The sequence below is a fragment of the Streptococcus infantis genome (assembly GCF_047463615.1).
Classification (GTDB): Bacteria; Bacillota; Bacilli; order Lactobacillales; family Streptococcaceae; genus Streptococcus; species Streptococcus infantis_X.
The window spans coordinates 23,768-39,947 of record NZ_JASHDO010000009.1 but is presented as its reverse complement, the minus strand read 5'-3'; the positions used below and the strand labels follow the sequence as shown (position 1 = coordinate 39,947).

Here is a 16,180-nt window from a genome sequence, read left to right as displayed (position 1 = left end):
AGTGTTATAATATATTCAAGGGGGTGAGTTATGGCTTACAAAATATTAGTGGTAGATGATGATCTTGATATTCTTCGTATAATAAAAAAGGTACTAGAATATGAAAAGTATGAAGTAGTCATACGAAATAACATAGAAGAGATTGATCTTTGTGATTTTACAGGATTTGACTTGATTTTATTAGATATTATGATGCCTGTTAGTGGTTTAGAAGTCTGTCAGATGATTCGCGAGCAGATATCTGTTCCTATCTGTTTTATAACTGCTAAGGATATGGATGAAGATTTGGTGGCTGGAATCAATGTAGGAGCTGATGATTATATTATGAAGCCCTTTAGTATGCCAGAGCTTTTAGCGCGTGTGAAAATGCACCTACGTCGTGAAGAACGGACTAAAGGAACTGTTCATCAGATAAAAAGTGGGAAGCTTGTACTATATACTGATAGTAAGGAACTATTTATAAAGAATAATAAGGTTCCATTGACAAGTAGGGAATTTGATATTGTCAGCCTTCTAGCAAGTCACCCAAATAAAATATATTCTATAGAGGAAATCTATAATTATTTATATCCACAAAGTTCAGAAGCTCTTTTACGTTCGGTTTCAGAGTATATTTATCAAATTCGTCAAAAGCTGAAACCTTATCAATTAAATCCAATTAAAACCTTGTACGGTGGAGGATATCAATGGGTAGAGTCAAAAGTTTTAGACAATTAATTCGAGAAACCTGTTGGAGAATTATTTGGCAGTTTAGTCTTGGCTTATTAATGGCCTATCTTATTCCCTTAGCTTCTGTATCCATACAAATAATGGAGGATGGGAAACCTCTTAAAAATAATGATGTTCAATCAATTTTTTTCAATGTGTCATCATGGATATATATTTGTGTTTTATTGATTATTCTAATAAGTTATCACATTGGTAAATTGTTGAAAAAACTAAGTTATGAAATGAATTTGATTTATGAAAATAGTATGTGGCTTGAAAGCGAATGTACAGAAAGATTAACAGTTAAGGAATTTCGTGAGACTGGTAATCGCATTATTGTGATGCAAGATCGTATTCGACAGCTATTAGATGATGAGAAGCAACAGAAAGAAGATTTGATGTTTCAGGTTTCAGCAGCTTCTCATGATTTGAAGACACCTCTAACTATCATCAAAGGGAATGCAGAATTTTTGCACACTTCCACTAAAGATGAGCAATCTAAAGAATGTTTAGCAGATATCGTTCGTGCTAGTCAACGCTTACTTGATTATTTTAATCAGTTGATTCATTATTCTAAAACTTACTATGATGATGAGGCGGAATGGGTGGATTGTGATGCTTTAGATTTTGTAAATATACTGGAGCATGAGGCATATTTCATCATTCAAAATCAAATGAAAATAAATTTTGAACAGTCTATTCGAGATGATGAGGTTTATCACATTAATTTAAATCTTTTGGTTAGAGCGATACAAAATATATTAACAAATACTTTGGAGTACGCAGATAAACAGAATCCTAAAATTAAAATTAGAGTAGAGCAAGAGGGAAAAGAATTAAAAATAGGTATATGGAATAATGGCTCTGAATTTCCAGAAGAAGTTTTAAATAATTATGGGAAGCTCTTTTATCGTATGGATAAAGCTAGATCGTTTAAAGAGCAACATTATGGTATTGGACTTAGTTTTGTATGTAGAGTTGCAAAACTGCATAAAGGCCAAGTCGAACTGAGGAATAGAGACGAGGGAGCAGAAGTTTTAATGACTCTCAATTGTATTAAATCAAAGTGATTTACTTACTAATTTGTTGTTATAGGATTTAAATAAATTAAGATGTGAAAGTAGATAATAAAAACGAATGAATGATACCTAGTTCATGAAAACTATTTGTCATTCATTCGTTTTTTAATTATTGGATAATACACGTAGCTTTATCTAGAATGTTGTTTTCCAGAATTGCGTTTTTTGTTTTTCTTCTTGTTAGAAGTTGTGATAGCTGTTGCTGGTTCAGGGGTTACATCTTTACGAGTGCTTGAAGTTTTGCTTGCTTTTGGTGGGTTCTTAGCAAGTTCTTCGCGTACTTTTTTACGAAGTTTTGGACGAACGATGTAGTTGATGATGAATTGTTGAAGGATCATCATGAAACCACCGACAACCCAGTAAAGTGTAACACTGGCTGGTGAGAAGACAGAGAACACGACAATCATGAGAGGGCTCATATAGAGCATCTTCTTGATTTGTTCTCTTTGAGTTTCATCCTCAACTCCATGTAAAGAAAGGAGTGATTGAAGATAGTAAAGGATACCAGCAAAGGCAACCAAAATCATACTAGGTGAGCCTAGAGGAATTCCTAGGTAGCTTGCTTGGGCAACTCCTTCAGTATGTTGGGCAGCAAAGTAGATAGCAGAGAAGAAAGGCATTTGAATGAGGATAGGGAAACATCCCACGCCGCCAAACATGCTGATGCCGTGCTCTTTTTGAGCAGCAAAGAGAGCTTGTTGAGCTTCTAATTTTTCTTCTTGAGTCGTTGCTTCTTTCAGACGAGTCTGATGTGGTTCAAGGACGTGCTTGAGGGCATTCATCTTCTCAGAGTGAAGCGTTGCTTTCCATGATTGGTAGATACCAAGTGGGAGGATAATCAAGCGGACGATAATGGTTACAATGATGATTCCAACACCGAAACCGAGGCCTTGGTCATTAGCGAAGTATTTGATAGCTTCTCCCATCGGAGCACCCAAGAAATCCCAAACGGGACCAATTGGCTTACCTGTTGCTTTATCAACCTGGACACAACCTGTCAAGACTAATAGCATAGCCACTCCCATGACTGAGAGAGCGATTCGTTTAATTGATTTCACTGTTTTTATTCCTTCTTTAAAAATTATACCTTTCTATTCTACTGTTTTTTTGGAAAATATACAATAGTTCTCTGGACCTAATTTGCGACTTTGAAATCCGAATAGGATGGGAAGTTACTCATTTGCACATCTAGGTAGGTTACTTTAGAGAAAGGTGTAGGGCCTTTTCGGATCTCTTGGATAAACTTAGCCATAATGGCAGAAGACTCAGCTTGAGCCAAAATCTCAACTGTTCCGTCATCGTTATTCCAGACACGACCCGTGATGCCACCTAGTTCTAGAGCCAGACTATAGACTCCCCAACGGAAGCCCACTCCTTGGACGCGACCTTGGGCGATCATTTTAACCTTTTGCATACCAAACCTCCTTGATTGTGTTATAATATTTCTATGACTATTATAACCTCTAAAGCCAATTCTGTGGTGAAAAATGCCAAGAAATTGCATCAAAAAAAATATCGGAAAACCTCTTACTTGATTGAGGGCTGGCATCTGTTTGAAGAAGCTATTCAGGCTGGTGCAAAGATTGAGAAAATATTTGCCCTTGCAGAGTATGGCGAAAAATTAATGGACTATTCCCAGACTGTCTTTGTTACTGAAGAAATCTTGCTCGATTTAGCAGATTCACAAACTCCTCAGGGTATCGTTGCCATTGTTCAAAAGGAAGAGGAGCAGTTGCCTGATTTGAGTCGGGGGAAATATCTTTTCTTAGAAAATGTGCAGGATCCTGGAAATGTTGGGACTATGATCCGGACGGCAGATGCGGCAGGTTTTTCTGGAGTCATTGTCTCAAGCAAGTCAGCAGATATCTATAGCCTCAAAACTCTTCGCTCCATGCAAGGCAGCCATTTCCATTTGCCCATTTATCGCATGTCTGTTGAAACATTTGTAGAAAAGGCTAAAAAGAATAACTTGCCCATTCTAGCAACTACCTTGTCCCAAAACTCTAAAGATTATCGTGAACTTGCTTATCAAGAGGATTTCGCCTTGGTCATGGGGAATGAAGGTCAAGGTATTAGTCCATTCATAGCAGAGCAGGCGGACCAACTGGTTCATATCAGCATGAAGGGCCAGGCGGAAAGTCTCAATGTTGCCATTGCAGCGGGTATACTCATGTTTTATTTGAGTTAAATCATTTTATTTTTGTTATAATCAGTAAAAAGATTTCATAAGGAGAAAAAAGATATGAATCAAACAATTATTCAAGAACGTTCAGGCTTGAATCAATTTTATGCAAAAGTCTATGCTTTTGTAGGTTTGGGAATTGGCTTATCAGCCCTTGTCTCAGGACTCATGTTGACAACTTTCCAGGATTTGCTCGTTCAAATTATGATGAATGCTCGTGTGTGGCTAATAGTTGCGGGCTTTGTAGAAGTTGCTCTGGTCTATGTAGCGAGTAGTATGGCTTTAAAGAATAGTCCAGCAGCCTTGCCAATTTTCTTGCTTTATTCCGTTTTAAACGGTTTTACACTGAGTTTCGTTGTTTCGCTCTACACCCCAGGTACTGTTTTAACAGCCTTTGTTTCTAGTGCAGCTCTCTTCTTTGTGATGGCTCTTATCGGAGTTGTGATTAAGAAGGATTTGAGCGGTATGGGACGTGCCTTGTTGGCAGCTTTAGTGGGCCTCATACTAGCTATGATTGTCAATATCTTTTTAAACAGTAGCCTTTTTGACTATATCATCAGCATTATCATGGTTTTCGTTTTTGCAGGCTTGATTGCTTGGGACAACCAAAAGATTCGCTATGTTTATGAGGAGTCAGGTGGTCAGGTTGCAACAGGTTGGGCAGTTTCTTTGGCGCTCAGTCTTTACTTGGATTTTATCAACGTATTCCTTAGCTTCTTGCGTATCTTTGGAAGTGACGATTAATACTTTTAGAGCTCAAATGAGCTCTTTTTTTAATTTTTACTTTTATTTTTACTGGCAAAAGGGTATAATCATTTTATTATTTAAAAGGAGAGATGTATGAAGAAAAGTTTTATTCATCAACAGGAAGAAATTTCCTTTGTAAAAAATACCTTTACCCAGTATTTGAAAGATAAGTTAGAAGTAGTAGAAGTGCAGGGGCCAATCTTGAGTAAGGTTGGGGATGGTATGCAGGATAACCTTTCAGGGATTGAACATCCAGTTTCTGTTAAGGTTTTGCAAATTCCAGATGAAACCTATGAAGTGGTGCATTCCCTTGCTAAGTGGAAACGCCATACCTTGGCTCGATTCGGTTTTGGTGAAGGAGAAGGTCTCTTTGTTCACATGAAAGCTCTTCGACCAGATGAAGATTCGCTAGATGCAACTCACTCAGTCTATGTGGACCAGTGGGACTGGGAAAAAGTTATTCCAAACGGACAACGCAATCTTGCTTATCTTAAAGAAACAGTAGAAAAGATTTATAAGGCCATCCGTTTGACAGAACTTGCAGTCGAAGCACGCTACGATATTGAGTCTATCTTACCAAAACAGATTACCTTTATCCATACAGAAGAATTGGTCGAACGTTATCCGGATTTGACTCCAAAAGAACGTGAGAATGCCATTTGTAAGGAATTTGGAGCGGTCTTCTTGATCGGTATCGGTGGAGAGCTATCAGACGGAAAACCTCATGACGGTCGTGCACCGGACTACGATGACTGGACAACAGAATCTGAAAATGGCTATAAGGGTCTGAATGGGGATATTCTAGTTTGGAATGAGAATCTTGGTGCAGCTTTTGAGCTTTCTTCAATGGGAATTCGTGTCGATGAAGACACTCTTCGCCGTCAGGTAGCTATCACAGGAGACGAAGACCGTCTAACTTTAGAATGGCATAAGGCTCTCCTAAATGGACTCTTCCCATTGACAATCGGTGGAGGGATCGGTCAGTCTCGTATGGCTATGTTCCTGCTTCGTAAAAAGCATATCGGAGAAGTTCAAACCAGTGTTTGGCCTCAAGAAGTGAGAGATACTTACGAAAATATTCTTTAATCAATCGAGCCGTAAGGTTCGATTTTCTTTTTTTGATAAGAATTTGGTATAATATACGGTATGAAAATCGTATCAGGAATCTACGGAGGGCGTCCTTTAAAGACGCTGGACGGTAAAACAACTCGACCAACTTCAGATAAGGTAAGAGGAGCTATTTTTAATATGATTGGTCCCTACTTTGAAGGAGGACGTGTGCTAGATCTTTATGCTGGCAGTGGTGGTTTATCCATCGAAGCGGTCTCAAGAGGAATGTCCAGTGCCGTTCTGGTCGAGAAGGATCGCCGAGCCCAGAACATAGTCGCAGAAAATATTCGGATGACCAAGGAAACTTCCAAGTTTCAATTGTTGAAAATGGAGTCCAGTCGTGCATTAGAGCAGGTGGACGGTGTCTTTGATCTTATTTTTTTGGACCCTCCCTATGCAAAAGAACAAATCGTGTCAGATATTGAAAAAATGGCGGAGAGAAATATTTTTTCAGAGGATGTCATGGTGGTATGTGAGACCGATAAATCAGTAGAACTTCCAGAAGAAATCGCCTGTTTGGGCATTTGGAAGGAAAAAATATATGGGATTAGTAAGGTGACGGTTTATGTCAGATAAGATTGGGCTGTTTACAGGTTCCTTTGATCCGATGACTAATGGACATTTGGATCTCATCGAGCGTGCAAGTAAGCTCTTTGATAAATTGTATGTCGGGATTTTTTATAATCCACACAAAATGGGATTTTTACCGATAGAGAGTCGAAAGAAGACTGTTGAAAAAGCAGTGGGACATCTCAAAAATGTGGAAGTGATGGCTTCTCACGATGAATTGGTAGTTGACGTTGCTAGAAAACTTGGAGTTCAGGTCTTGGTGCGAGGATTACGCAATGCTACAGACCTCCAGTATGAAGCCAGTTTTGACTATTACAATCACCAGCTGGCAAGTGAACTAGAGACGATCTATCTCCATAGTCGTTTAGAGCATATACACATTAGCTCTTCAGCTGTCAGAGAACTATTAAAATTTGGTCAAGATATCAGTGGATATGTGCCAAATACTGTCTTGGAGGAATTAGAAGATGAAGAAAAAGACTAGATGGCCCATATACCTGATTGTGGGACTTATCATTACCTTTGTTGCTTTTACAGTGCCCCTGCCTTATTACATTGAGGTTCCAGGGACTTCAGAGGATATTCGTAAGGTATTACAGGTAAATAATCAACCTGATCAAGAGGAAGGTTCTTACCAGTTTGTAACAGTTGGTGTCCAACGTGCTCGACTAGCTCATTTGATCTATGCTTGGCTAACACCTTTCACGGATATTCATAGTGCTAAGGAAATGACAGGTGGTTCATCAGATGCAGAATTTGTCCGCATCAACCAATTCTACATGGAAACTTCGCAGAACATGGCCAAATACCAAGGCTTGAAGGCTGCTGGAAAAGAGATAGAACTCAACTACCTTGGGGTCTATGTTTTAACTGTGACTGATAATTCGACCTTTAAAGGGATTCTCAATATTGCTGATACAGTAACAGCTGTTAATGATAAAACTTTCGAAAGTTCTAAGGACTTAGTTGACTATGTCAATTCTCAAGCTCTAGGAGATAAGGTTAAGGTCACCTATGAAGAAGATGGGCAAATCAAGTCTGCCGAAGGGAAAATTATTACTCTGGAAAACGGGAAAAATGGTATCGGGATTGGCCTGATTGACCGCACGGAAGTGACTAGTGATGTCCCGATTCGTTTTTCAACGGCAGGTATAGGTGGACCTAGTGCTGGGCTCATGTTTAGTCTATCTATTTATACACAAATTGCAGAACCAACTCTTCGGAATGGTCGTATCGTAGCTGGTACAGGAAGCATTGACAGAGATGGCAATGTGGGTGATATTGGTGGGATTGATAAAAAGGTTGTGTCAGCAGCTAAAAAAGGAGCAACAGTCTTCTTTGCTCCTAACAATCCAGTAACTGAAGAAGCTAAAAAAGCCAATCCACATGCAAAAAGTAATTATGATACGGCTGTAGAAGCTGCAGAAATGATTAAAACAGACATGAAGATTGTTCCAGTAAAAACACTTCAGGATGCGATTGATTATTTGAAAAATAATCCCTAAAAAGTAGGGGAGCCATAAACTAGCGTAGAAAAAGAGAAGATGGTATAATAGGCCGATGTTTCAATTATTTTTTACCCTTAGTAGTCATATGTTCTTTGTCTATCTAGTCTTTCAACTTTTGAAAGACCTGGTTAAATGGGATCAGATTTTGAAGGTGACCAAGGATAATGCGGGGAAGATTCGACTCTTGGTAGTATTGTTTAGTATCGGTTTAGGATATCTGATTAGTTCCTTTTTCCTAAATCTCTACCAACTCTGGCAAGAAGCAATTAGAGCGCTATTCTAAAATTGTAAGTAAAGGAAAATATTTTATGGAAAAAATTGTAGTTCGAGGTGGCGATAATCGCTTGGTTGGAAGTGTCACCATCGAGGGCGCAAAAAATGCAGTTTTGCCTCTGCTAGCGGCAACTATTTTAGCAAGTGAAGGAAAAACTGTTTTAAAAAATGTTCCAATCTTATCAGATGTCTTTACCATGAATCAAGTAGTTCGTGGATTGCATGCTCAGGTTGATTTCGATCAGGATGCTCATATTATCGAAGTTGATGCAACTGGGGATATCACAGAAGAAGCTCCCTACAAGTATGTCAGCAAGATGCGTGCTTCTATTGTAGTATTGGGGCCAATCTTGGCTCGTGTAGGACACGCAAAGGTTTCTATGCCAGGTGGCTGTACCATTGGTAGTCGCCCTATCGACCTTCACCTAAAGGGACTCGAAGCGATGGGGGCTGAGATTACACAGACGGCAGGCTATATCGAAGCTAAGGCAGAACGCTTGCATGGAGCCCATATCTATATGGACTTCCCTAGTGTAGGGGCTACTCAAAACTTGATGATGGCGGCAACTCTTGCTAATGGTGTTACTGTCATTGAAAATGCTGCGCGTGAACCCGAGATTGTAGACTTAGCTGTTCTACTAAATAAAATGGGTGCCAAAGTCAAAGGTGCTGGTACAGAAACTATTACCATTACGGGTGTTGAGAAATTGCACGGTGCGACTCACAATGTTGTGCAAGACCGTATCGAAGCTGGAACCTTCATGGTGGCAGCTGCTATGACCGGTGGAGATGTCTTGATTCAAGATGCCATTTGGGAACACAACCGTCCCTTGATAGCTAAATTGCTCGAAATGGGAGTTGAAGTCATTGATGAGGATGAAGGGATTCGTGTACGTTCACAGCGGGACAAGCTAAAGGCTGTTCATGTTAAGACATTACCACATCCGGGATTTCCAACAGATATGCAGGCCCAGTTTACGGCCTTGATGACGGTAGCTCAAGGTGAGTCAACCATGGTGGAGACTGTGTTTGAGAATCGCTTCCAACATTTAGAAGAGATGCGTCGAATGGGCTTGCACTCAGAAATTATTCGTGATACAGCTCGTATTATCGGCGGACAGTGCCTCCAAGGTGCAGAAGTTCTATCAACTGACTTACGTGCTAGTGCGGCCTTAATTTTAACAGGCTTAGTGGCTGAAGGAGAGACAGTTGTTGGAAAACTTGTTCACTTGGACAGAGGATACTACCGTTTCCATGAAAAGTTGGCTCAGTTAGGAGCTAAGATTGAACGGGTAAGTGTGGAAGCTGATGAAGATGAATAAAGAAGCCAAATATGTATTGCGTCGTTTTGTTTTGGTTATGGTAGTTCTCCTTCTAGGTGCTTTAGCTCTTGCTATTGGTTTGATGATTGGCTATGGCATACTAGGAAAAGGGGAAGACCCTTGGGCTATTTTGGCGCCAGCAAAATGGCAAGAACTCATCACAAAATTTACAGGGAAATAGGCTGGGACACCAGCCTTTTTCTAGGAATTGAATGTAATACTCAATGAAAATCAAAGAGTAAACTAGGAAGAGAGCCGCAGGCTCTACTTGAGCACGGCAAGCTGAAGCTGACGTGGTTTGAAGAGATTTTCGAAGAGTATAAGGAGAAAATATGAATAAAAAAACTAGACAGACTCTAGTAGGTCTCTTGCTTTTTCTGCTCTTGTCAGCAGGAAGTTATTATATCAAGGAGATGCAAGCTTCCAACTCTGTGCCTCAGACGCAAGTAAAGCAGAAGTCTCAATCATCGGATGCTCCAAGTCAAGAATTAGCTGAAAGTGTCCTGACGGTTTCTATCAAAAAACAAATTAAGGGTTCTCTTGAATGGAATGGAGCAGGAGCCTTTATCGTCAATGGTAATAAGACTAATTTAGACGCAAAGGTTTCAAGTAAACCCTATGCCGATAACAAGACAAAAACTGTAGGTGGGGAGACGCTTCCTACAGTAGCAAATGCCCTTATGTCAAAAGCGACCAGACAATACAAGGATCGTGAAGAGACTGGGAATGGTTCAACATCTTGGACGCCAGCAGGCTGGCATCAGGTTAAGAATCTAAAGGGAAGCTACAACCATGCGGTTGATAGAGGGCATTTGTTGGGCTATGCCTTAATCGGTGGTTTAGATGGCTTCGATGCTTCTACTAGCAATCCTAAAAACATTGCCGTACAGACAGCTTGGGCCAACCAAGCGCGTGCCGAAGATTCGACAGGCCAAAACTACTATGAGAGTTTGGTTCGAAAAGCCCTAGATCAAAACAAACGAGTTCGTTACCGCGTAACATTACTCTATGCTACTGAGCAAGATTTGGTGCCGTCAGCTTCTCAGATTGAAGCCAAGTCCTCTGATGGGGAGTTGGAGTTTAACGTCGTCATTCCGAATGTCCAAACTGGAATTCAGCTTGACTACCGAACAGGTCAAGTTACGGTTACCAAAGCAAAATAGACTAAAAATCCCTTATCACATCAGATAGGGGATTAACTATTGAAATCGTAAAATAATGTGTAGAAGAGAAAAAATGTGGTATAATAGACTCAATTATACTATTTAGGAGAAGGAAAATGGAAGACCCGAGCAGTCAGGATTTGTTACTGCAATTTGTTTTATTAGTTGTTTTGACCTTTTTAAATGCCTTTTTCTCTGCAACAGAAATGGCCATGGTTTCACTTAGTCGTTCGCGTGTTGAGCAAAAAGCTGAAGAGGGAGATAAACGCTATATCCGTTTGCTAAAGGTGCTTGAAAACCCTAATCACTTTTTATCAACCATTCAAGTTGGTATCACCTTGATCACCATCTTGTCAGGGGCTAAACTAGCAGATTCACTTGGAGAGTTAATCGCCTCTTGGATGGGGAATAGTGAAACTGCCTATGCGGTAGCTAGCTTCTTATCATTAGCTTTCTTGACCTATATTTCTATTGTCTTTGGTGAACTCTACCCAAAACGGATTGCTCTAAATCTCAAGGACGCCTTAGCTATTCGCTCTGTCCCGGTTATTATTGGACTTGGCAAGATTGTTAGTCCCTTTGTTTGGTTGCTATCTGCCTCGACGAATCTATTGAGTCGATTGACTCCAATGAAATTTGACGATGCAGATGAAAAAATGACTCGTGATGAGATTGAGTACATGCTAACTAAGAGTGAAGAAACCTTGGATGCAGATGAAATTGAAATGTTGCAGGGGATTTTCTCACTCGACGAGCTCATGGCACGTGAAGTCATGGTTCCTCGAACAGATGCCTTTATGGTAGATATTCAGGATGATACTCAAACCATTATCCAAAGTATCTTGAAACAGAACTTTTCTCGTATTCCTGTTTATGATGGAGACAAGGACAATGTCATTGGTTTGGTTCACACCAAGAGCCTCCTTAAAGAAGCCTTTGTCAGCGGGTTTGACAATATCGTCTGGAAGCGAATCTTGCAAGATCCACTCTTTGTACCTGAAACGATTTTTGTGGATGATTTATTAAAAGAGTTTAGAAATACTCAAAGACAGATGGCAATCCTTTTGGATGAGTATGGTGGTATGGCTGGTCTAGTTACACTAGAAGATCTCCTTGAGGAGATTGTCGGAGAGATTGACGACGAAACTGACCGTGCTGAGGTTTATGTTCACACTATTGGTGAGAATACCTACATTGTTCAAGGTACGATGAACTTGAACGACTTCAATAGTTATTTCGATGTTGAACTTGAAAGTGATGATGTAGATACAATCGCTGGTTATTATTTGACGGGTGTCGGGACTATTCCAACAACTGAAAAACTTAGCTATGAATTGGAAAGTGCCAACAAACACATTACATTGACTAATGACAAAGTCAAAAATGGCCGTGTGACCAAGTTGAAGGTTCAAATTACAGAAATTGAGCTGGAAGAAGAAACTGATTAACAAAAGAAGCTTTACTAGTCCTCGGCCAGTAAAGCTTCTCCATTTTATAAAAAAGACTCCGTTTGGAGTCTTCTGAATCATAGAGGCGGCATCCGTCTTTGGGGTAACGCTATTGACTTGCTACGGTCTGCAGAAGTAGCAGGCTTACAAGTAGTCTATGGCGCTCAATATCCAAAGGCTGGGTGGTTCTTCGTTAAGAATTTTGTAGCTGGTGATGGTGTGAACTATGGCCATACTGGGTTTGTTTACGAGGACTCTGACGGCTCAACGATTAAAACCATCGAGCAGAATATCGATGGTAACGCTGATTTCTTAGAAGTAGGTGGACTTTGTCGATATTATGAGCGTTCAGTCAATTCGATTGTCGGATATATCGTTCCACCTCAAGAAGATCAATCTGGCTGGAAACATGACGGGACTGGCTGGTGGTGGAGTCGTAAAGATGGCTCATACCCTACTTCAAAATTTGAAGCAGTAGACGGTAACTGGTTCTATTTCAATGACAACGGCTATATGTATGCGAACCAATGTCTACATCATACGGATGGTAAGTGGTACTGGTTTGACAAGGACGGGTACATGACCAATAGCGGATGGAAGAAGATCAATGGCAAATGGTACTACTTCAATGCAGACGGTGCCATGCAGACTGGATGGGTTAAATACTATGAGAAATGGTATTACCTGGACGCTGAAAATGGCGATATGAAATCCGACTGCTTCGTGCCATATAATGGTGGCTACTATCTCATGCTTGAAGATGGTCGATTGGCCGAACAGGCAGAATTCACAATCGAGCCAGACGGCTTGATCACTACGAAATAATTAAAAAAATAAAATGAAAGGAAAATTTTTCTAAAACGTGTATCTACCCCACAGGACTCGTTCTTGTGGGGATTTTTTCATTAAAAAGAGTAAGAACATTGACTTTTTTAAAGAAAGATGTCATAATCAAGTTAATTCAAAAAAATATTATGGAGCGAGTAGGAGGAATTTGGTATGTTAAAAAATACAAAACAACCTCAATACTTTAAGTCTTTTTTACTTGGTATGACAGCAATTGTATTGCCTGTTTTTAGCTTTAATCAGAACATTTCAAAAGTAAAAGCTGATACAGTCCCATACTGGAAGAAAGTCAAAAGTGATTACAAGAAATCAACTATGGGCATTCAGAAAGAGGTAATGAAATTTGGATACCGAGAATAAAGATTTGATTGAAGTCAATAATATTGTTGATGAAGTCGAGCGCTTACCACATGAACAGCGTCAAGTAGTTCTGCAGAAGTTGGAAATCTATCAAGGTGATTTACCTCATCCAGATATTCTTAAAGGGTATCAAGAGCTATATCCGGATGCTGCTCAAAAGATTATTGATAATGGTATTACAGAGAGCCAACATCGTAGAGCTATGGAAGATAAATACTTATCAGGGAATATTACTTCTCATAAATTGGGACAGCTATTTGGCTTTTTAATTGCTCTTGTTGTTATTATTGGTGGAATTTACTTAATAGCGACAGGTAAACAAATTGCAGGTAGTGTGTTAACTGGAACTACTGCACTAGGGCTAATTGGTTTGTTTACAGGGAATAATCAAAATAAAAACAAAGAAAAAGAATAGTTCTTTACCGCAGGCTCATGCTTGCGGTTTTTTTGTTTGCTCTGAAAAACACCCTCGCCCCAAACTCGCCCCAAAAGTTTTTTAAAGTTATCCTTTTTTATCCGAAAATAAGAATAAAAAAGCCCGTAAAATCGGGCTTTCTTTTCGGAAAAATTCCTATAAAATAGTATAAATAAGGCGGTAGACGGATTTGAACCGACGATCAAGCTTTTGCAGAGCCGTGCCTTACCACTTGGCTATACCGCCTTAACTTTTATTATTATACCTTTTAAATTAAATCTCGTCAATAGTTTCTTTTCTGAAAATGTAAGTTTTCCGACTTTCAAAATGTGTGCGACAAAATATTCTGAAAATTCGTTTACTTTTTGAAGTGGTTGTGGTATAATAAGCATTATCTTATTAATTTCAAAAGAGGAGTTAAGTAATATGAAAAAAAGTCGGATTTTTGCAGTAGCAGGCGTAGCCCTACTTGCAACAGGTGTTCTCGCGGCTTGCGGTTCTTCAAAATCATCTAATGCTGAGGCTCCAAAAGCCTACGGATATGTATATACAGCTGATCCAGAAACTTTGGACTACCTTATCTCTGGTAAGCAAAGTACAAAAGTTGTCACTTCAAATGGTATCGATGGACTCTTTACAAATGATAAATATGGTAACCTCACTCCTGCAGTTGCAGAAGATTGGTCAGTGTCTCAAGATGGTTTGACATACACTTATAAGATTCGTAAAGGTGTAAAATGGCTCACAGCTGATGGTGAAGAATATGCAGAAGTAACTGCTAATGACTTTGTTACAGGTTTGAAACACGCAGCTGATAAGAAATCAGAAGCATTGTATCTTGCTCAAGATTCTGTAAAAGGTTTGGCAGATTATGTGGCTGGGAACTCAACTGACTTTTCAACTGTTGGTGTAAAAGCTGTTGATGACTACACTCTTCAATACACTTTGAACAAACCAGAGCCATATTGGAATTCTAAAATGTCTTACTCAATCTTCTGGCCTTTGAATGCAGAGTTTGAAAAATCAAAAGGTTCAGACTTTGGTAAGTCAACAGATCCAACATCATTGCTTTACAATGGTCCTTTCTTGCTTAAAGGATTAACTGCTAAGTCTTCTGTTGAGTTTGTGAAGAATGAGCAATATTGGGATAAAGATAATGTTCACTTAGACACTGTGACGCTTGCATTCTATGATGGTTCAGACCAAGAATCAATCGAACGTAACTTTACAAGTGGTGCATACAGCTACGCCCGTCTCTTCCCAACAAGTTCAAATTATTCTAAAATCGCAGAAACATACAAAGACAACATTTACTATACTCCACAAGGAGCTGGTATTGCTGGTTTGGGTGTTAATATTGACCGTCAAAGCTATAAATATACATCAAAAACAACTGATGAAGAAAAGACTTCTACTAAGAAAGCCCTTCTTAACAAAGACTTCCGTCAAGCTTTGAACTTTGCATTTGACCGTACATCATACTCTGCTCAGCTGAATGGTGAAGATGGAGCAGCGCTTGCTGTTCGTAACCTATTTGTAAAACCAGACTTTGTTTCTGCAGGTGAGAAAACATTTGGTGACTTGGTTACTGAGAAAGTTGTTTCTTATGGTGATGAGTGGAAAGATGTAAACTTTGCAGATGGTCAAGATGGTCTTTATAATGCTGATAAAGCGAAAGCAGAATTTGCTAAAGCTAAGAAGGCTTTGGAAGCAGATGGCGTGAAATTCCCAATTCACTTGGATATTCCAGTTGACCAAACTGCTAAGAACTACATTGCGCGTATTCAGTCCTTCAAACAATCTGTTGAAAAAGTTCTTGGTGAAGAAAATGTAGTCATCGATATCCAACAAGTAACAAAAGATGAATTATTTAACATCACTTACTATGCTCCGAATGCAGCAGCTGAGGATTGGGATCTTTCAGGTGCCGTTGGATGGAACCCAGACTATCAAGACCCATCAACTTACCTTGATATCTTGCAAACAAGTAACAGCGAGCAAACAAAGACTTACATGGGTTATGACAATCCATCAAATCCAGCAGTTACCCAAGTTGGTTTGAAAGACTACGACAAGTTGCTTGAAGAAGCTGGTAATGAAACAAGTGACCTTAACAAACGTTATGAGAAATATGCAGCAGCTCAAGCTTGGTTGACAGATAGCTCACTCTTCCTTCCAGCTATGTCATCTTCAGGAGCAGCGCCAGTTATTTCTCGTGTAGTACCATTCTCGGCCTCTTACACTCAATCTGGTGATAAAGGTTCAGATGTATACTTCAAGTACCTTAAATTGCAAGCTAACACTGTAACAACCAAAGAGTACAAAGAAGCTCGTGAAAAATGGCTCAAAGAAAAAGCTGAATCAAACGAAAAAGCTCAAAAAGAGTTAGCGAGTCATGTGAAATAAATAATGCTCATCAGAACTTTCTCTCCTAAAGGAGAAGGTTCTT

General features: G+C 39.5%; 19 protein-coding genes and 1 tRNA gene. 17 read left to right on the top strand and 3 right to left on the bottom strand.

Going from position 1 to position 16,180, the window contains the following annotated elements; all coding sequences use genetic code 11:
* The first annotated feature begins 30 nt into the window (after positions 1 to 30).
* Both QM874_RS08180 and QM874_RS08175 read left to right on the top strand, forming a co-directional pair.
* Positions 31 to 717 (top strand): response regulator transcription factor, encoded by a 687-nt coding sequence (locus tag QM874_RS08180; RefSeq protein WP_414316905.1) that lies wholly within the window; start codon positions 31 to 33, stop codon positions 715 to 717.
* Complete coding sequence (locus tag QM874_RS08175) at positions 687 to 1,778, top strand: sensor histidine kinase (protein WP_414316904.1); 1,092 nt, start codon at positions 687 to 689, stop codon at positions 1,776 to 1,778. Before QM874_RS08180 ends, QM874_RS08175 begins: the two co-directional genes overlap by 31 nt.
* Before the next feature lie 140 nt (positions 1,779 to 1,918).
* Here the strand turns inward: QM874_RS08175 and yidC are convergent, their stop codons facing one another.
* Together yidC and QM874_RS08165 are read right to left on the bottom strand one after the other, a co-directional pair.
* Positions 1,919 to 2,845: a membrane protein insertase YidC gene (gene yidC, locus QM874_RS08170; protein WP_414316903.1), complete on the bottom strand. Its 927-nt coding sequence runs from the start codon at positions 2,843 to 2,845 to the stop codon at positions 1,919 to 1,921.
* Positions 2,846 to 2,922: 77 nt separating this feature from the next.
* Entirely contained in the window at positions 2,923 to 3,201 is a 279-nt protein-coding gene (locus tag QM874_RS08165; RefSeq protein WP_001174500.1) for an acylphosphatase, read from the bottom strand.
* Between the two features lie 33 nt (positions 3,202 to 3,234).
* Between QM874_RS08165 and QM874_RS08160 the strand changes: the two genes are divergently transcribed.
* The 14 genes from QM874_RS08160 (at position 3,235) to QM874_RS08095 (ending at position 13,731) form a co-directional block, all read left to right on the top strand.
* Positions 3,235 to 3,975, top strand: a complete 741-nt coding sequence (locus tag QM874_RS08160) for a TrmH family RNA methyltransferase (RefSeq protein WP_414316902.1) — start codon at positions 3,235 to 3,237, stop codon at positions 3,973 to 3,975.
* Positions 3,976 to 4,029: 54 nt separating this feature from the next.
* Positions 4,030 to 4,713, top strand: coding sequence for a Bax inhibitor-1 family protein (locus QM874_RS08155; RefSeq protein WP_414316901.1), 684 nt, complete (start codon positions 4,030 to 4,032; stop codon positions 4,711 to 4,713).
* Positions 4,714 to 4,809: 96 nt separating this feature from the next.
* On the top strand, positions 4,810 to 5,802 hold the full coding sequence (gene asnA, locus QM874_RS08150) for an aspartate--ammonia ligase (protein ID WP_414269687.1): 993 nt from the start codon (positions 4,810 to 4,812) through the stop codon (positions 5,800 to 5,802).
* A gap of 60 nt (positions 5,803 to 5,862) precedes the next feature.
* Positions 5,863 to 6,402, top strand: a complete 540-nt coding sequence (rsmD, locus tag QM874_RS08145) for a 16S rRNA (guanine(966)-N(2))-methyltransferase RsmD (protein WP_414316900.1) — start codon at positions 5,863 to 5,865, stop codon at positions 6,400 to 6,402.
* Positions 6,392 to 6,880, top strand: coding sequence for a pantetheine-phosphate adenylyltransferase (gene coaD / locus QM874_RS08140; RefSeq protein ID WP_414283309.1), 489 nt, complete (start codon positions 6,392 to 6,394; stop codon positions 6,878 to 6,880). Before rsmD ends, coaD begins: the two co-directional genes overlap by 11 nt.
* Positions 6,864 to 7,901, top strand: coding sequence for a SepM family pheromone-processing serine protease (locus tag QM874_RS08135; protein ID WP_414316899.1), 1,038 nt, complete (start codon positions 6,864 to 6,866; stop codon positions 7,899 to 7,901). The genes coaD and QM874_RS08135 overlap by 17 nt, the downstream gene beginning before the upstream one ends.
* Before the next feature lie 55 nt (positions 7,902 to 7,956).
* On the top strand, positions 7,957 to 8,187 hold the full coding sequence (locus QM874_RS08130) for a DUF1146 family protein (RefSeq protein ID WP_414316898.1): 231 nt from the start codon (positions 7,957 to 7,959) through the stop codon (positions 8,185 to 8,187).
* Positions 8,188 to 8,212: 25 nt separating this feature from the next.
* Positions 8,213 to 9,499 carry a UDP-N-acetylglucosamine 1-carboxyvinyltransferase gene (gene murA, locus QM874_RS08125; RefSeq protein WP_414316897.1) on the top strand — a complete coding sequence of 429 codons (1,287 nt, stop codon included), beginning with the start codon at positions 8,213 to 8,215 and terminating at the stop codon, positions 9,497 to 9,499.
* Positions 9,486 to 9,680: a DNA-directed RNA polymerase subunit beta gene (locus QM874_RS08120; RefSeq protein WP_414316896.1), complete on the top strand. Its 195-nt coding sequence runs from the start codon at positions 9,486 to 9,488 to the stop codon at positions 9,678 to 9,680. The genes murA and QM874_RS08120 overlap by 14 nt, the downstream gene beginning before the upstream one ends.
* A gap of 151 nt (positions 9,681 to 9,831) precedes the next feature.
* On the top strand, positions 9,832 to 10,662 hold the full coding sequence (locus QM874_RS08115; protein ID WP_414316895.1) for a DNA/RNA non-specific endonuclease: 831 nt from the start codon (positions 9,832 to 9,834) through the stop codon (positions 10,660 to 10,662).
* 116 nt (positions 10,663 to 10,778) lie between these two features.
* A complete protein-coding gene (locus QM874_RS08110) occupies positions 10,779 to 12,110 on the top strand; it encodes a hemolysin family protein (RefSeq protein ID WP_414271182.1) in 1,332 nt (443 codons plus the stop codon).
* Between the two features lie 117 nt (positions 12,111 to 12,227).
* On the top strand, positions 12,228 to 12,935 hold the full coding sequence (locus QM874_RS08105; RefSeq protein ID WP_414316894.1) for a CHAP domain-containing protein: 708 nt from the start codon (positions 12,228 to 12,230) through the stop codon (positions 12,933 to 12,935).
* A 174-nt stretch (positions 12,936 to 13,109) separates the two neighbouring features.
* Positions 13,110 to 13,316, top strand: a complete 207-nt coding sequence (locus tag QM874_RS08100) for a hypothetical protein (RefSeq protein ID WP_414316893.1) — start codon at positions 13,110 to 13,112, stop codon at positions 13,314 to 13,316.
* The gene (locus QM874_RS08095; protein WP_414316892.1) at positions 13,300 to 13,731 is read left to right on the top strand and encodes a DUF2335 domain-containing protein; all 432 of its coding nucleotides are present in this window, start codon (positions 13,300 to 13,302) and stop codon (positions 13,729 to 13,731) included. Before QM874_RS08100 ends, QM874_RS08095 begins: the two co-directional genes overlap by 17 nt.
* A gap of 175 nt (positions 13,732 to 13,906) precedes the next feature.
* On the opposite strand, the gene QM874_RS08090 is transcribed toward QM874_RS08095, so the two are convergent.
* A tRNA-Cys gene (locus QM874_RS08090) sits at positions 13,907 to 13,977 on the bottom strand.
* 180 nt (positions 13,978 to 14,157) lie between these two features.
* Between QM874_RS08090 and QM874_RS08085 the strand changes: the two genes are divergently transcribed.
* Entirely contained in the window at positions 14,158 to 16,137 is a 1,980-nt protein-coding gene (locus tag QM874_RS08085; RefSeq protein WP_414316891.1) for a peptide ABC transporter substrate-binding protein, read from the top strand.
* Positions 16,138 to 16,180 lie beyond the last annotated feature (43 nt).